The following is a 15,565-nucleotide window of genomic DNA, read 5'->3' as shown; positions in this document are numbered from 1 at the left end:
TGCCGAGCGGGTGCCACGACTCCAGGTGCAGGCGCCACCAGTCGGCGGCGGCCTCGGGGACCGGGGACAGGGCGCCGCCGACGACGGCGCCGAGCGCCTCGCGGGCGGCGACGAGGCAGGCGATGACCACCAGCGTCATCACCACGGCGACGGGGTTGGTCAGGAAGCGGACGACCACACCGCTGTCGGTGAGGTACTCGTCCTCCTCTTCCTCCTCGGTGCGTGCCGCGGAGCGTACGGGAGCGACCGGACCGGCCTTGGCCGCGCGCCTGCGCTCGGCGACGTCGGCGGCCTGGCTGGTCAGCGCGGAGAACAGGTCGGTGAGGAAGTCCAGGCCGTGGCGGTACGGCAGCCACCACGGCGCGAGCAGCCCGCTGACGTCGACCGGCTCGCCGGACCTGCGCTGCGAGCGGAACCGCCGCGCCGCACGGATCTGGCCGGGCCTGCCGTGGACGCTGAGGACCGCGGCGACCTCGTCGAGGGCCTCCCCGACGGAGCGCACCACGAGGAAGCCGACCGCACGGAGCAGCGAGCCGAGGAAGAGGCGGACGTACTGCCACGCCAGCGCGCGGCGGGGCACGTTGGCCAGGACGGTCAGCAGCGCGGCGCGGCGCTCCTGGTAGTGGGTGTGGCGTCCGGTGAGCGGTGTACGCCGGGTGCCGCGGTGCGCGGCCTCGGCGTGGAAGACGACGGCGGTCGGGACCACGATGGTGGAGTGGCCAGCCTGCGCGGCCCGCCACCCGAAGTCGACGTCGTTGCCGAAGATCGGCAGCGACGGGTCGAAACCGCCCAGCTCGTGCAGGACCCGGCGGCGCACCAGCATGCCGGCGGTGTTGACCGCGAGCACCGTACGGATCTCGTCGTGCTGGCCCTGGTCGTACTCGCCACGCTCCAGGCCGGTCTCGCGGTGGCCGGTGCCCGAGACGGTGAGGCCGACCTCGAGGAGCCGGCGCAGCGACGGCCACTCGCGCAGCTTGGGGCCGATCACGTCGGCCTCGGGGAACTCCTCGGTGGCGTACACCAGCTGCTCGAGGGCGTCCGGCGCCGGATTGGAGTCGTCGTGGAGCAGCCAGACCCACTCGTCCTCCACGCCCGGAGCGAGGTCCAGGGCGTGGTCGACGGCGTCGGGGTAGCTCGTGTCGCCCGGCAGGACGTGGACGACGGAGTCCCCGAGGCGCTGACGGAGCAGCTCGTCGCTGCCGTCACGACTCGTGGTGTCGATCGCGACGACGCGATCCACGGGCCGGGTCTGACCCAGCAGCCCGTCCAGTACCGCGGGCAACCATCGCGCCCCGTCGTGCGAGACGAGAATGGCGGTGACGATCACCCGAGCACTGTAACGAGCCGCCCCACGTCACCGGAGCGGTGGTGCTGGTTGCCGAGGGTGCCCACCGCGACGGTGGGCCCGGATCAGACGGCCTGCTTCTTGACCTTGCGACGCTCCCGCTCGGAGAGGCCGCCCCAGATCCCGAAGCGCTCGTCGTTCATCAGTGCGTACTCGAGGCAGTCGGTGCGTACGTCACAGGTCAGGCAGACCTTCTTGGCCTCCCGGGTGGATCCGCCCTTCTCAGGGAAGAACGCCTCGGGGTCCGTCTGCGCGCAGAGTGCGCGGTCCTGCCAACCCATGTCCTCGGCGTCCTGCTCGAGGAGGAAGAGCTCTGTCCTCATTGCGTCACGCCCTTTCGACCCTGTCTTGTGTGTTTTCCCCGGTCTCCCCCCACCGCCAGCGTGGTCAGCACCGTCAGCAGAGAAAAGAACACTGTGGGAATTACATGCCTGTCGTACCGGAGAAGTCAAGCCCGGTTCTGGTATGTGCTGAGCGTGGAGACCCTTGGCGGACACCCCCGACCCACTGTGACCATCCCACACCACCCAAGTGGGCCATTGCGGTCCCCGGCTCCCGTGCGGGGACCCCGATCCGGCATGGTGTGGCCATGCGAAAGATCACGGTTCTCTCCGGTGGCGTGGGCGGTGCCCGCTTCATCTCCGGCCTGCTCCACGGCATCTCCACCGGTGCCCTGGGACCGGTCGCGCGCGACGCCGAGGTCACCGTGGTGGCCAACACCGCCGACGACATCTGGCTGCACGGCCTCAAGGTCTGCCCGGACCTGGACACCGTGATGTACACGCTCGGGGACGGCATCGACCCCGAGCGCGGGTGGGGACGTCGCGAGGAGACGTGGAGCGTCAAGGCCGAGCTCGAGGCGTACGGCGTGGAGCCCACGTGGTTCGGTCTGGGCGACCGCGACGTGGCCACCCACCTGGTCCGCACGCAGATGATCGAGGCCGGCTACCCGCTCTCCGCCGTGACCGAGGCCCTCTGCCGGCGCTGGCAGCCCGGCGTGCGGCTGCTGCCGATGACCGACGACCGGGTCGAGACCCACGTCGCGGTCGCCGACGAGAACGAGCCGAGCGGGCGACGCGTCGTGCACTTCCAGGAGTACTGGGTCCGGATGCGCGCCTCGGTGCCCGCCGAGACCGTGGTCGTCGTCGGCCTCGACGCCGCCACCCCGGCGCCGGGCGTACTCGAGGCGGTGACCGAGGCCGACCTGGTCGTGGTGCCGCCCTCCAACCCCGTCGTCTCCGTGGGCACCATCCTCGGCGTGCCGGGCATCCGCGAGGCCGTGCGCTCCACCAGCGCCCCGGTCGTCGGCCTCTCCCCCATCGTGGGCGACACCCACGTGCACGGGATGGCGCACCAGATGCTCACCTCCATCGGGGTCGAGGTGACCGCCGCCGCGCTCGCCCGCCACTACGGGCACCGCGCCGACGGCGGGATCCTGGACGGCTGGCTGGTCGACGAGCGCGACGCCCACCACGTCGCGGCTGTCACCGAGGCGGGCATCGCGTGCCGCGCGGTCCCGCTGATGATGACCGACCTCGACGCCACCGCCGCGATGGCCGCGGCCGCCGTCGACCTGGTGCGCCAGCCGTGAGCACCCCGACCGAGCGCCCCCGGATCGAGGTCCTCGCACCGGCCGGACTCGGCGAGGTGCACCCCGGCGACGACCTCGCCGCCGCGTTCCTCGCCCTGCTCACCAGCGCGGGCGAGGAGCTGCGGGACGGCGACGTCGTGGTGGTGACCAGCAAGGTCGTCAGCAAGGCCGAGGGCCGGGTCCGCCGCGGCGACCGCGACGCCGCGATCGCCGAGGAGACCGTGCGCGTGGTGGCCCGGCGCGGGCGCACCACCATCGTGCGCAACCGGCTGGGGCTCACCATGGCCGCCGCCGGCGTCGACGCCTCGAACGTCGAGAGCGGCTCCATCGTGCTGCTGCCCCTCGACCCGGATGCCTCCGCGCGAACCCTGCGTGAACGCCTGCACACCCTCACCGGTCGCACGGTGGGCGTGGTCGTGACCGACACCTCCGGCCGCGCCTGGCGCCACGGCCAGACCGACATCGCGATCGGCGCCGCCGGCGTGCGGGTCGCGGAGGACTTCAACGGCCGCACCGACGCGTACGGGAACCCGCTCGCGGTGACCCTGACCGCGGTGGTGGACCAGATCGCCGGGGCGGCGGAGCTGAGCCAGGGCAAGCTCACCGCGCGCCCCTTCGCCCTGCTCCGCGGTCGCGCCGACCTCGTGCTGCCGCGCGGCGAGGAGGGCCCGGGCGCGGCTGCGCTGGTCCGCGAGGAGGGCAGCGACCTCTTCGGGTACGGCGCCCGCCAGGCGGTGATCGCCGCGGTGCGTGGCGAGGACGGCGACCTGGCCCCGTTCGGGGAGCCGGTGCCGTTCGACGAGCTCGGCCTGGCGCTGGGCGAGGCGTTCGGGGACGTGACGCCGACCGACGACGCCGGCGCCCAGCGGTCGGTGGAACTCCCCGCGACCGCCGCCCCCGGGGCCGTGCACGCGGTGCTCTTCGCCCACGGCTGGCGCGGCGAGGCAGGTCCGACGACCGAGACCACGACCGGCTCGCCGACGACTGTCTGGCGGATCAGCCCTCGACTCTGAGGGTTGGGTCCGTAGACTCTGCCGACGACGTACCGACGACCCGGAAGACTGACCCGTGGCCAAGCAGGCAAAGAACGACCGCCAAGCGGTCATCGACTCGATCCGCAAGCAGCAGAAGGGCGCTGAGAAGCGCCAGGGCATGATGATCGTGGCCGTCGCCGGCCTGATCGCCGTCGGCCTCATCGGGGCGGTCGCGTGGAAGCCGATCTCGGACGCCGTCGACCGGCGCAAGTTCCAGGCCACGGCACTGGCCGACATCGGCTCCGACGCCGAGGTCTGCGGCGAGGTCACCAAGAAGGACGCCGAGGGCGAGCAGGACCACGTCGACGAGGGCACCCCGATGACGTACCCCGACAGCCCGCCGGCGTTCGGCAAGCACTGGGGCATCTGGGACACCATGGAGCGCCAGTTCTACTCCGAGGGTGACCGGCCCGAGCTGGGCGAGCTCGTCCACAACCTCGAGCACGGCTTCACGCTCGTGTGGTACGACGAGACCGCCGCCAAGGACTCCGAGATGATGGACGACCTGCGGGGTCTGGCCGCGAAGTTCGACGACGAGACGGACTACCGCAACAAGGCCAAGATCGTGCCGTGGACCAGCAAGGACGGCGACGCCTTCCCCAAGGGCCAGCACATCGCCTTCACGCACTGGTCGGCCGGCCGCGGCCTCGAGGCGTCGGGCAAGCAGGAGGGCGTGTGGCAGTACTGCTCCGCCCCCAGCGGCGCGGCCCTGGAGAAGTTCATGCTCGACTACCCGTACATGGACTCCCCCGAGCCCGACTCGGTCTGACCGCAGCCGGGCCCTCGGGCTCAGACCAGCTCGTCGTGGCCGTCCTCCTTGAGGGCGGCCACGATCGATTTCACGTCCTGGGCGTGCGCGCGGGTGGTCACGAGGACCGCGTCCGGCGTCTCCACCACCACCACGTCGGGCAGCCCCAGCACGGCCACGAGCCGGTCGCCGGTGGGCACCACCAGGCCGGCGCTGTCCACCGAGCGCACCACGGAGGCGTCGCCCAGCACGGTGACGCCCTCCTCGCCCCCGTCCCCACCAGCCCGCAGGATGGTGTGCAGGCTGGCGAAGTCGCCCACGTCGTCCCAACCGAAGCCACCGGGGACGACGGCCACGCGCCCAGCCGCCGCGGCCGGCTCGGCCACCGCGTGGTCGAGCGCGATCTTGGGCAGACCCGGCCACAGCTCGTCCAGCAGGGACGGGTCGGCCGCGATGCGCCGCAGGTCGGCGGCGAACGCGGGGTCGCCCTCGCCCAGCAGGTCGAGCAGGACGCCGGGGCGTACGACGAACATGCCCGCGTTCCACTGGTACCCGCGCGCCACGTAGCCGGCGGCGACCTCGGCGGCGGGCTTCTCCACGAACTCCGCGACCCGCAGGCCACCACCCACGCCCAGCGGTTCGCCGGGGGCGATGTAGCCGAACCCGGTGGCGGGGTGGGTCGGGGTGATGCCGATGGTGGTGAGCCACCCCTCGCGGGCCACCGCGACGGCGTCGGCCACCACGGAGCGGAACGCCCCGGGGTCCGCGATCACGTGGTCGGCGGCGAAGGAACCCATCACGGCGTCGGGGTCGCGCCGCTCGAGGAGCGCCGCGGCGAGGCCGATGGCGGCCATCGAGTCACGGGCGGACGGCTCGGCAACGACGGAGCCGGGGTCGACCTCGGGCAGCTGCGCGAGGACGGCGTCGCGGTGGGCAGCACCGGTGACGACCAGGAACCGGTCCTCGGCCAGCGGCGCCAGCCGGTCGACGGTGGCCTGGATGAGGGTGCGTCCGCTGCCGGTGAGGTCGTGCAGGAACTTGGGCGACGTCGACCGCGACAGCGGCCAGAGGCGCGTCCCAGCGCCACCGGCGGGGACGACGGCCCAGAAGTGCTCCAGAGTGCTCATGACGCGAGGCTAGGGCACGCCGTACCGGGCGGGTCACGGCCCCCACGGGCATGTCTAGGCTGGCCCGGTGCCGACCTTCTCCGAGACGCTCTCCGCGCAGCTGCGCCGCGACCCCTCGCGCCCCTTCGTGACCTTCTACGACCACGCCACCGGTGAGCGCACCGAGCTGTCCCTGACCACGTACGCCAACTGGGTGGCGAAGGCCGCCTCGCTGCTGGCCGAGGAGGGCGACCTCGAGCGCGGCGACGAGCTGCGCATCGACCTGCCCACCCACTGGATGGCGACGGTCTTCCTGGGTGCCGCGTGGACCCTGGGGGCGGTGGTCTCCTTCGGCGGGCCCGACGGTGCGGACGGCTCGGTGCCGTCCGCGGTGGTCTGTGGCCCCGACACCCTCGCGGCGTGGGCCGACGCCGGCGTGGACGAGGTCTTCGCGTGCAGCCTCTCGCCCCTGGGGCAGCGGTTCACCGAGGCGGTACCGCCCGGCGTCCACGACGTCGGGGTGGAGATCTGGTCCCAGCCCGACGCGTTCGTCGCGTGGGACGTGCCGGGCGACGACGACGTGGCCGTGCACGCCGGCGCCTCCCCCACGGGCGAGGCGCTCTCCCAGGCGGAACTGATGCAGGCGGCCGCGGTCGGGACTCTTCTCACCGACGGCGGCCGCCTGCTGTCGACGACCAGTCCGGCTTCCCCACCGGGAGTGGTCGTCTTCACCGAACCGCTCGTGCACGGCGGTTCGCTGGTCCTGCTGCGCCACCCGGACCCCGGGCGTGTGGAGCGCGTCGCGGACGACGAGCGGGTCACGCACCGGGCCTGAGGTGGCCCTGCCTCACCCGAGGCGGTCGTACCCCTTCAGGTTGCCCAGGGGCCTGGCCGGCGCCGCGGCGCCGGTCGTGCCGTTGAACAGGTAGAGGTCACCGGTCGCACGGTCCCGGGCCACGTGGTCGTACAGGCTGCCCAGACGCAGGTCCTGGATGGCCAGGACGGTGTCGAAGCGTGAGGTGTCGCTGGGCAGGCCCCCGGCGACGGGGACGCGTCCCTGCACCGCGACCGGTGCCGCGAACTTCCCCTGGCTGGTCCCGGCCCACAGGGTGGTGGCCCCGGCGGCGTCGGTTCCCATCAGGTCGGGGATGCCGTCGCTGGTGACGTCGCCGACGGCGCGCAGGTTCGTGACGGCCTTGAGGCCCTCAGCGACGATGCCGCCGTCGGTGAACTTGCCCGTGCCCTTGCCTGCGTACAGCCGCAGCCGCCCACCGGCGCCGCGGACGAGGAAGTCGCCCTTGCCGTCACGGTTGAGGTCACCGACGTTGAGCAGCAGGTTCATGCCCTTGACGCTGATCCCGGTGTCGATCGGGGTGCCCAGCTCGCGGGTGCCGCGGTTGACCATGGTGACGACCTTGTTGCCACGCAGGCCGACGATGTCGGGCGCCGAGGTGCCGGTGACGTTGCCCGCGGCGCTCAGCGTACGGATGTAGCGCGCGGTCGCGGTGGGGCCGAGCGGGGTCGCGAACGTACCGTCGCCGTTGCCCGGGAGCACCCAGATCTGGCCCGCGGTGTTCTTCGCGACAAGGTCATTTCGACCGTCGCCGGTGTAGTCCCCACCGCCGGCCAGGTCGGAGTACTGGGTCCAGTTGCCGGTCACGGTACGGCTGGTCGAGAAGCCGCCCTTGCCGTTGCCCGGGTACAGCACCAGCGAGCCGGAGGTGGTGCGCACCAGCAGGTCCGCGAGGCCGTCACCGGTCAGGTCGCCCGGGCCGACGATGCGGGTCGCCGACGAGAGACCGGTGGGCCCGGCGACGATCTTGTACCGGCGCTTGGCGGTCTGCAGGAAGACGACGAGCTGCTTGCCCTTGCGTCCCACCAGGTCGTTGCGTCCGTCTCCGTTCAGGTCGCCGGCCGCGGCGAGCTGGGTGTGCCCGGAGGTCTGGCTGACGGACTTGGTGACGTCGCCGAGCGTCCCGGACGCGCTGCCGGCGCGGATCGTGGCCACCCCCGCGGAGTCCACCGAGACGCCGTCAACGATGCCGTCGCCGGTGAGGTCGGGGCTCATGAAGAAGTCGCTGACCCCCGCACCGGCGCTGGCGTGGGCGACCTTGCGGGTGCCGAAGGAGGTGAGGCCCTCGGTGGGGATGACGTACGCGCGCTTGGTGGCGCTGCTGCGCACGATCAGGTCCGGGTAGGCGCTGCCGGCGAGGTTGCTGCTCAGCTTGCCCGTGCCCACCTTCACCGGGGTCGGACCGGTCGTGGTGCCCTCGGAGGCGTACTTCCGGATCGTGGGGAGCTTGGCGTAGAGGTACTTGCCCGGGCACGCGGTGGAGCCGGCGTCGCGGTGGCCGTTGATCGCCTGGAAGTACTTGCTGCCGATCTTCTGCCGCGTCGAGGCGGGGTCCACGCCGTGCAGGGAGAGCTTCCAGGCGAAGAGCTGGCCGTACGCCTTCAGCATGACGTCGCTCGGCTGGGCGGTCTCGTAGTTGCCGATCGCCGACATCGCGAACGAGTACTGGTTGTAGTTGAGCGTGTGCGCGCCCACGACGGCCTTGTCCACGCCGCCGTAGCGGCCCTCCCAGATCCGGCCGAACCGGTCGACCAGGAAGTTGTAGCCGATGTCGCTCCAGCCGCGGGACTTCACGTGGTAGGCGTAGATGCTGCGGATGATCCCCGGCACCTGCGCCTCGGTGTAGTCGTTGGCGTTGACGGTGTGGTGCACGAAGCCGCCGCTGATGGTGCCGTAGGTCAGCGACTTCTTGTTGCGGATCGACTCGTCGGCGCCCCACTGGGCGCGCGAGAAGATGGTCGGCTTGGCCGGAGTGGTCTTCTTGGCCTGCAGGACGATGCCGTCGGTCGCCTCCGCGGCGCCCTCGTCGCTCCCCTCGACGGCGGTGGGCGTCTCGCCCTCGTACGCCGGTGTCTCGGTCTCGACGTCGTCGGCCACGCCCGGCTCGACCAGGGCCAGCGACAGGTCGCTCGGCAGCGTCTCGTCGGTGGTCTCGACGCTGACCTGCACGTCGTCGACGTCGCCCACGAAGACCGGCTCGGTGCCGGGGCGTGCGGTGGCCGCCTCGGAGCTGGTCGGGTCGGGGGCGTGCTCGTCGTGGTACTCCAGCTCGGTCCAGTCGCTCCACTCGTCGCCGGTGCGGGTGCGCACCTTGAGCGCGATCGCGTCCTCGGAGTACTCCTGGCCCGCCTCCCAGGTGATGCCCACCGCGCCGAAGCCCTCGACCGGCTCGGGGTCGCTGACGACCTCGGTGGCCGGGGCGGCGGTCAGGCCGGCGGCGCGGCGGCCCAGGGTGGTCCCCTCGCCCTCGCCCGCGTCGGCGGCGGCGGTCAGGGGGACCTCGGTCACCTCGGCCTCGACGTCGTCGGTGGGCACGGTCGCGGAGACCAGGGCGGCGCTGGCGCCGGCCGTGGGGTGCTCGCGAACCACGTCGAGGGTCAGGACGCCGCTGGCGGGGGCCAGGAGCGCGGCCACGACAGCCACCACCAGCAGCTGCTGGCAGAGGGTGACAAGGCGCGCCTGGGCGGGCTTGAGAAAGTGCATGAAGAGTCTGCTCCTGTGTGGGGGAAGGTCACACGAGAAGCAAGTTTCACACCAGTCACACTGGTTACCGCAAGGGTTTCTGAGTAACTACAACGGTGTAATTTCTACTTGCCACGCCGGGAGGGTGAGGTATTTCTCAGAAATCCTGCCCGTTTCGGGCGGCGTCGGGGCGCATTTCAGGGGTCTGCGGCGTGTTGCTGCCCCTCGCCGTCCCTTCCGCCGCAGGCGGGTACGCGAACGGGCGGAGGCGTTGGTACGCCCCCGCCCGCGCGGTGTCGCGGCCCGTGCCGCGATGGTGATCAGATGTCGGCGCCGAGGCCGTCGTCGTCGCCCTGCTCGTCGTTGTCGGAGTCGTCGTACTTGAGGAAGCGGATGCCTTCCTCCACTCCCCCGTCAAAGGCCAGCCGGCCCTTGTCGAGCACCAGCACGCGGGTGCACAGGGAGCGTACGGCGCCCGGCGCGTGGGAGACGTAGAAGATCGTCGTACCCGACTCGCGGATCTCCTTGAGCTTGGCCTTGCACTTGCGCTTGAACGGCCGGTCACCGACCGCCAGGGCCTCGTCGGCGATGAAGATGTCCGACTCGACGTGGATGGCCACGGAGAAGCCCAGACGCGCCTTCATGCCCGAGGAGTAGTACGCCACCGGCGTCTCCAGGAACTTGCCGAGGTCGGCGAACTCCACGATCTCGTCGTACTTGCGCGCCGTCTCGGCCTTGCTCATGCCGAGGATCGCGGCGTTGAGCAGGAGGTTCTGACGCCCCGTGAGCTGCTTGTCGAACCCCGCCCCCGTCGCGATCAGACCCGCGATGCGACCACGGGTGAGCATGGTCCCCTCGTCGGGCCGCATCACGCCGCTGACCATCTTGAGCAGCGTCGACTTGCCGGAGCCGTTGAGCCCCATCAGGCCGATCGCCTCGCCCTCCTCCACCGTGAACGACACGTCGTCCACCGCGTTGAAGGTGTCGTGGGTCTTGAGGCCGCGCGCCTTGGCGAGCGCGATCTGCTTCAACGAGCGGTGGTACTGCATCGTGAAGGTCTTGGTGACGCCGTGCGCCTCGATGAAGTTCGTCATCAGAGCCGCTCCGCCACGCCGCGCTCCAGGCGGGTGAAGGCGACCTGGGCCAGCCACACGAGCACCAGCACGACGGCCAGCATGATCAGGCCGCGTTCGAACAGGTCGTGCGGCAGGTGGTGATCCGCGGTGGCCTGCGGGTCGTCAGTCGTGCCGACCCAGAACGCCCGCTGGAACAGCAGCACGGCCTCGGCGACCGGGTTGAGCAGGTAGATGTGCGAGCCGATCTCTCCGAAGCGCTTCGCCACCATCGTGTACGGGTAGATCATCGGCACGCTGAAGGTGACGAACTGCGTCAGCGTCTGCACCACCTTGCCGAAGTCACGGAAGTACACGTTGGCGACGCTGAACAGCAGTGCCAGCGCCAGACCCAGCGACGCGATCAGCGCGGTGCCGAGCAGGAAGGCGCCCAGACCGACCAGGTCAGGGATCCACCCCGTCAGCACGGCCGCGACGATCACGATCACCAGCATCGGCCCCGAGTGCCACGCCGCCAGCAGCAGGCGCGCCACCGGGAACAGCTCCTTGGGCACGGCCAGCTTGGAGATCAGGCTGCGGTTGCGCACCAGCGACTGGGTGCCGCCGTTGAAGGTCTCGGTGAAGAAGTGCACCACGACCATCCCGGCCGCCATGTGGATCGCGAAGTTCGGCGTCTCGTCGCCGCCGCGGTTGATGGCGACCTGGAAGACGAAGTAGAACATCGCGAACCGCACCAGCGGCTGCAGGTAGCTCCACGTCCACCCCAGGAACGTGCCCTGGTACCGGGACTGCATCGTGTTGTGCACGATCATCCCGAGCAGGTAACGCCGCCGGAACACCTCCCGCAGGCCAGCGTTGGCCGCGGGAGGTCCCAGGGGCGGGAGGGTGGTGGACCGGTCCGTCATCGAGTCTCCGGCGATTCTTCCGCCTCGCTCGACATCCACGGCTCGAACGTCTTGGCCCAGGTCTCGGGCGAGGTGATCTCGGGCAGCGCCGTACGGTACTGCTCGACCAGGTCGTCCCACTCGGCCAGGAGCCGGCGGTGCACCTCGACGGTCTCCTTGAGCAGCTCGCGGAAGCGCGCGGGGTCACGCCGGTAGAACGCGGCCCCCGTACCGTCGGGCATCGAGACGAGCGCGGAGTCGTACCGGCCGATGAGGTGCCAGCGCGCGTCCATCGCCTTGATCTCGACCTCGGGGTTGGTCTGCGAGGCCTCCCGCGGACGGCGCACCTGGCGCAGCGGCTGCAGCAGGGCCTGCAGGCTCTCCTGGCGACCGGAGATGACCGGCGTGGCCTGGCGACCCTTGCGCGGCAGCTTGTGACGCTTCACCGACGGGAGGTCCGCGGGGTCGGCGATGATCGTGGCGTCGTCGCTGCCGGCCACCATCTGCTTCAGCTCGGGCAGGGTCGACCCCAGGATCCCGTGCAGCACGTGCGGGCCGGACAGGACGTCCTGCAGCGCCTTGTGGCGCAGGGCCACGGTGGAGTACTGCATGGAGACGAGGTGCTTGACCTGGTGGTTGAAGCTCTCCCGCAGGATGCGACCACCGCGCGGGTAGTCGGAGTGCAGGAGCGCCGCGATCATGCGGTTGCGGACGTGGAAGTACGACTGCCAGTCCAGCGCGTCGTTCTTGTCGGTCCACGGCACGTGCCACACGGCTGCGCCGGGCAGGGAGACGGTCGGGAAACCGGCCTTCTTGGCGCGCAGGCCGAACTCCGAGTCGTCCCACTTGATGAAGACCGGCAGCGAGAGCCCGATCTCCTCCAGGACGCTCAGCGGGATCAGGCACATGAACCAGCCGTTGTAGTCCACGTCCACGCGGGCGTGCAGCCACCGGGTGGAGCGGAGGTTGCGCTCGCCGAAGTCCCAGCCGTTCGGGACGCCGGGGGCCGAGCCCCACCAGAAGGAGTACGGCTCGACGGTCTCGCCGAAGCTGTGCAGCTGCGTCTTCTCGTAGATGCTGAACATGTGGCCACCGACGATCGTCGGCGTGCGGCACAGGTCGCCGAAGACGGCGGCACGCAGGATGCCCTCGGTCTCGCACTCGACGTCGTCGTCGAGCATCAGCACGTAGTCGGAGCGGGCGGCCTTGAGCGCCTCGTACTGGGCCCGGGCGAAACCGCCGGAGCCACCGATGTTGCCCTGCTCGATGATGCGCAGGCGGTCGCCCAGCGACGCGCTGGCGGCGGGGAAGAACTCGGAGTCGACGACCTTGTCCTTGCCCTGCTCCATGACGACGACCTCGTCGACCACGCCCTGGAGCGCCTCGGCGTCGCCGATCTGGCCGAGCAGCTTGGCGCAGAAGTCCTGCCGGTTCATCGTGGTGATGCCGATGGTCACGGTGCCCTGGCGCGCGTGCTCCTCGGCCACCTCGGCGGTCCACTCGGCGCTCTCGACGACGACGTCGCTCTCCGCAGAGACGACGTCGTACCAGTACCAGCCGCCGTCCACGAAGGGCTTGAGCGGCAGGTCGAAGGAGAACTCGCTCGAGGCGCCCTCCACCGTGCCGGAGTCGACCCGCTGGGAGCGACCGTTGGCCATCGAGCGGTAGACGATCACGCCGCCGCCCTCGCCGGACAGGCGCACCGTGAGGCGGACCTGGTCGACGACGGTGTGGCGCCGCCAGTACGAGGCCGGGAACGCGTTGAAGTAGGTGCCGAACGAGACCGTGTCGCCGGCCTCGACCCGGAAGCCGGTGCGCGAGACGATCTGGTCGGGGTGGATCGCGGAGATGCCCTTGGTGGCGTTCTGGATCCGGGTCGCGACCGCGTTGGCCTCCTGGGCCGCCCGCGTGTGGCCGATGTCGAACTTGTCGGCGTCCAGCTGGGCCGGGTCCGGGTCGACGTACAGCCGGACCACGTCGGTGTCGCGGCCGACGGGCAGGATCTGCCGCTGCAGCAGGCGGGTCACGGTCGCGGTCCCAGCCTCGGTGCCGGGCTGGATCTGGGTGGTGCTCATTCGTCCACGCCTCCGCTCTTGAAGGGCGCGCCCTCGGCGAAGTGCGGCCGGATCTTGTTGTCGAACATGGACAGCGCCGAACCGATCGCCATGTGCATGTCGAGGTACTTGTACGTGCCCAGACGTCCACCGAACAGCACCATCGGCTCGGCCTTGGCCAGCTCGCGGTACTTGAGCAGCTTGGCCCGGTCGTCAGCGGTGTTGATCGGGTAGTACGGCTCGTCGCCCTCCTCGGCGAAGCGGCTGTACTCGTGCACGACGACCGTCTTGCCGGCCAGGTGCTTGCGCTCGGGGTGCAGGTGCTTGAACTCCAGCACCCGGGTGTACGGCAACTCGGGGTCGTTGGCGTTGACCACGCCGGTGCCCTGGAAGTCGTCGACGTCGAGGGTCTCGCGCTCCAGGTCGATGGTGCGCCACGACAGGCGTCCCTCGGCGTTGCCGAAGTACTCGTCGACCGGGCCGGTGTAGACGATCGGGACCTTGCCCTTGAACTCGTCGATGACGGAGAAGAAGTCGGTGTCGAGGCGGACCTCGATGTTCTCGTGGTCGACCATCCGCTCCAGCCACGCGGTGTAGCCGTCGACCGGCAGACCCTCGTAGGTGTCGTTGAAGTAGCGGTTGTCGAACGTGTACCGCACGGGGAGCCGGGTGATGATGTCCGGGCTCAGCTCCTTGGGGTCGGTCTGCCACTGCTTGCCCGTGTAGCCCTTCACGAACGCCTCGTACAGCGGGCGGCCGATCAGGCTGATCGCCTTCTCCTCGAGGTTCTTGGCCTCGGAGGTCTCGAACTCCGACGCCTGCTCCGCGATGAGCGCGCGGGCCTCGTCGGGCGAGAAGCTCTTGCCGAAGAACTGGTTGATCAGCCCCAGGTTCATCGGGAAGGAGTAGACCTGCCCCTGGTACTTCGCGAAGACGCGGTGCTGGTAGTTGGTGAACCCGGTGAAGCGGTTCACGTACTCCCAGACGCGCTCGTTGGAGGTGTGGAACAGGTGGGTGCCGTACTTGTGCACCTCGATCCCGGTCTCCTCGTCGAACTCGCTGTAGGCGTTGCCACCGATGTGGCTGCGGCGCTCGAGCACCAGCACCTTGAGTCCGAGGTCGGCAGCGCAACGCTCAGCAATGGTCAGTCCGAACAGGCCGGAACCGACGATGACGATGTCGGGGTTCGACAAGGGATGAACTCCTGTGTGTAGAGGCGGCGACGAGTCTAGCCAGCGCGGGTGGCAGAAGCGGGAATGCGGCGCATGCCCCACGCCGAGGTCATGGCGCGGATCACGTTGCGGGCCTCCCCCAGCCCGCCGCGCACGGGGCTGAGCAGGACGACGGCCAGGGTGATCAGCAGCGGCTTGAGGCGTACCAGCGGGTTGGTGCCGTAGCGCAGGTGCACCACGAACAGGTTGCGGTACATGTAGAAGCCCTTCCAACCGGACAGGTCGTGCTGCTGGTTGAAGTCGAGCTGGCGCACCAGACGGGCGTCGCGAAGGGCCCAGATCGTGCGCCCGGCGTTGCGGGCCCGGATCGCGAAGTCGACGTCGTCGTAGAAGATGAAGAAGCTCGGGTCGGGCAGGCCGATCTCGTCGATGACCCCGCGGCGCACCATGAACCCCTCGAAGGCGACGTTCTCCACCGCGACCCGCTCGGGCATCTCGGCGCGGGTCGCGTACGTGGAGTCGACCGAGGCGGTCTTGGGGCGCACGGCCAGCGGGTTGGACAGGTCGAAGCGGACCGCGGACTTCTCCACCAGGACGCCGTCGAGGTCCTCGCGCACCACCATGAGGCAGTCCTCGTCGGCGGCCATCAGCACCGCCAGGCAGTCCGGCGCGGGGACCACGTCGTCGTCGATCAGCCAGATCCGGTCGAACCCGAGCTCGTACGCCCGGCTGGTGCCGGCGTGGAACCCGCCGGCCCCGCCGAGGTTCTCCGGCGAGGTGATGACCGTCAGCGGGAGGTCGCCGGCGCCGGCGCGGGCGGCGAGGACGGCGGCCGTGTCGTCGGTGGAGGCGTTGTCGACCACGAGCACCGCGTCGGGGCGGTGCGTCTGGGCGGCGAGCCCGTCCAGCATCCGGGTCAGCAGCTCGGAGCGGTTGTACGTCACCACCACCACGGCCACCGTCTCGGTGCGCGCCGGTCCGCCGTTCATGCCAGGAACCTCCGGTGTCCGGTGAAGTCGCCCC

The 15,565-nt window shown here is 70.6% G+C and carries 13 protein-coding genes; 4 read left to right on the top strand and 9 right to left on the bottom strand.

What is annotated here, in order from left to right; all coding sequences use genetic code 11:
- On the bottom strand, positions 1–1,327 hold a 1,327-nt coding region (locus ACI379_RS04095; protein ID WP_439790791.1), incomplete at its 3' end, for a glycosyltransferase family 2 protein.
- A gap of 83 nt (positions 1,328–1,410) precedes the next feature.
- The gene (locus ACI379_RS04090) at positions 1,411–1,668 is read right to left on the bottom strand and encodes a WhiB family transcriptional regulator (protein WP_439790790.1); all 258 of its coding nucleotides are present in this window, start codon (positions 1,666–1,668) and stop codon (positions 1,411–1,413) included.
- 266 nt (positions 1,669–1,934) lie between these two features.
- Between ACI379_RS04090 and cofD the strand changes: the two genes are divergently transcribed.
- The 3 genes from cofD to ACI379_RS04075 are packed head-to-tail and all read left to right on the top strand — an operon-like array spanning position 1,935 to position 4,739.
- Entirely contained in the window at positions 1,935–2,936 is a 1,002-nt protein-coding gene (gene cofD, locus ACI379_RS04085; protein ID WP_439790789.1) for a 2-phospho-L-lactate transferase, read from the top strand.
- Complete coding sequence (gene cofE / locus ACI379_RS04080) at positions 2,933–3,949, top strand: coenzyme F420-0:L-glutamate ligase (protein ID WP_439790788.1); 1,017 nt, start codon at positions 2,933–2,935, stop codon at positions 3,947–3,949. Before cofD ends, cofE begins: the two co-directional genes overlap by 4 nt.
- Before the next feature lie 55 nt (positions 3,950–4,004).
- Positions 4,005–4,739 (top strand): DUF3105 domain-containing protein, encoded by a 735-nt coding sequence (locus tag ACI379_RS04075; RefSeq protein WP_439790787.1) that lies wholly within the window; start codon positions 4,005–4,007, stop codon positions 4,737–4,739.
- Between the two features lie 20 nt (positions 4,740–4,759).
- Here the strand turns inward: ACI379_RS04075 and ACI379_RS04070 are convergent, their stop codons facing one another.
- On the bottom strand, positions 4,760–5,845 hold the full coding sequence (locus ACI379_RS04070) for a mannose-1-phosphate guanylyltransferase (protein WP_439790786.1): 1,086 nt from the start codon (positions 5,843–5,845) through the stop codon (positions 4,760–4,762).
- A gap of 67 nt (positions 5,846–5,912) precedes the next feature.
- Here ACI379_RS04070 and ACI379_RS04065 point away from each other — a divergent pair, with 67 nt between their 5' ends.
- Complete coding sequence (locus ACI379_RS04065) at positions 5,913–6,659, top strand: TIGR03089 family protein (RefSeq protein WP_439790785.1); 747 nt, start codon at positions 5,913–5,915, stop codon at positions 6,657–6,659.
- A gap of 12 nt (positions 6,660–6,671) precedes the next feature.
- Here ACI379_RS04065 and ACI379_RS04060 read toward each other — a convergent pair whose 3' ends face one another.
- The 6 genes from ACI379_RS04060 to ACI379_RS04035 all read right to left on the bottom strand — a co-directional run bounded on the left by ACI379_RS04060 (position 6,672) and on the right by ACI379_RS04035 (position 15,531).
- Complete coding sequence (locus tag ACI379_RS04060) at positions 6,672–9,380, bottom strand: FG-GAP-like repeat-containing protein (protein WP_439790784.1); 2,709 nt, start codon at positions 9,378–9,380, stop codon at positions 6,672–6,674.
- 299 nt (positions 9,381–9,679) lie between these two features.
- The gene (locus ACI379_RS04055; RefSeq protein ID WP_439790783.1) at positions 9,680–10,453 is read right to left on the bottom strand and encodes an ABC transporter ATP-binding protein; all 774 of its coding nucleotides are present in this window, start codon (positions 10,451–10,453) and stop codon (positions 9,680–9,682) included.
- On the bottom strand, positions 10,453–11,337 hold the full coding sequence (locus ACI379_RS04050) for an ABC transporter permease (protein WP_439790782.1): 885 nt from the start codon (positions 11,335–11,337) through the stop codon (positions 10,453–10,455). The genes ACI379_RS04055 and ACI379_RS04050 overlap by 1 nt, the downstream gene beginning before the upstream one ends.
- The gene (locus ACI379_RS04045; protein WP_439790780.1) at positions 11,334–13,391 is read right to left on the bottom strand and encodes a glycosyltransferase; all 2,058 of its coding nucleotides are present in this window, start codon (positions 13,389–13,391) and stop codon (positions 11,334–11,336) included. The genes ACI379_RS04050 and ACI379_RS04045 overlap by 4 nt, the downstream gene beginning before the upstream one ends.
- Positions 13,388–14,563 carry a UDP-galactopyranose mutase gene (gene glf / locus ACI379_RS04040; RefSeq protein WP_439790779.1) on the bottom strand — a complete coding sequence of 392 codons (1,176 nt, stop codon included), beginning with the start codon at positions 14,561–14,563 and terminating at the stop codon, positions 13,388–13,390. The genes ACI379_RS04045 and glf overlap by 4 nt, the downstream gene beginning before the upstream one ends.
- Before the next feature lie 35 nt (positions 14,564–14,598).
- A complete protein-coding gene (locus tag ACI379_RS04035) occupies positions 14,599–15,531 on the bottom strand; it encodes a glycosyltransferase family 2 protein (protein ID WP_439790778.1) in 933 nt (310 codons plus the stop codon).
- Between the last annotated feature and the right edge of the window lie 34 nt (positions 15,532–15,565).

Source organism: Nocardioides sp. (assembly GCF_051876515.1).
Lineage (GTDB): Bacteria > Actinomycetota > Actinomycetes > Propionibacteriales > Nocardioidaceae > Nocardioides.
Note: the sequence above shows the minus strand (reverse complement) of the source record. Positions and strands in the feature narration are given on the sequence as shown.

Coding starts and splice junctions, on each gene's coding strand:
- ACI379_RS04090 (WP_439790790.1), bottom strand. CDS start 1,668: ATGAGGACAGAGCTCTTCCTCCTCGAGCAGGACGCCGAGGACATGGGT.
- cofD (WP_439790789.1), top strand. CDS start 1,935: ATGCGAAAGATCACGGTTCTCTCCGGTGGCGTGGGCGGTGCCCGCTTC.
- ACI379_RS04070 (WP_439790786.1), bottom strand. CDS start 5,845: ATGAGCACTCTGGAGCACTTCTGGGCCGTCGTCCCCGCCGGTGGCGCT.
- ACI379_RS04060 (WP_439790784.1), bottom strand. CDS start 9,380: ATGCACTTTCTCAAGCCCGCCCAGGCGCGCCTTGTCACCCTCTGCCAG.
- ACI379_RS04055 (WP_439790783.1), bottom strand. CDS start 10,453: ATGACGAACTTCATCGAGGCGCACGGCGTCACCAAGACCTTCACGATG.
- ACI379_RS04050 (WP_439790782.1), bottom strand. CDS start 11,337: ATGACGGACCGGTCCACCACCCTCCCGCCCCTGGGACCTCCCGCGGCC.
- ACI379_RS04045 (WP_439790780.1), bottom strand. CDS start 13,391: ATGAGCACCACCCAGATCCAGCCCGGCACCGAGGCTGGGACCGCGACC.
- ACI379_RS04035 (WP_439790778.1), bottom strand. CDS start 15,531: ATGAACGGCGGACCGGCGCGCACCGAGACGGTGGCCGTGGTGGTGGTG.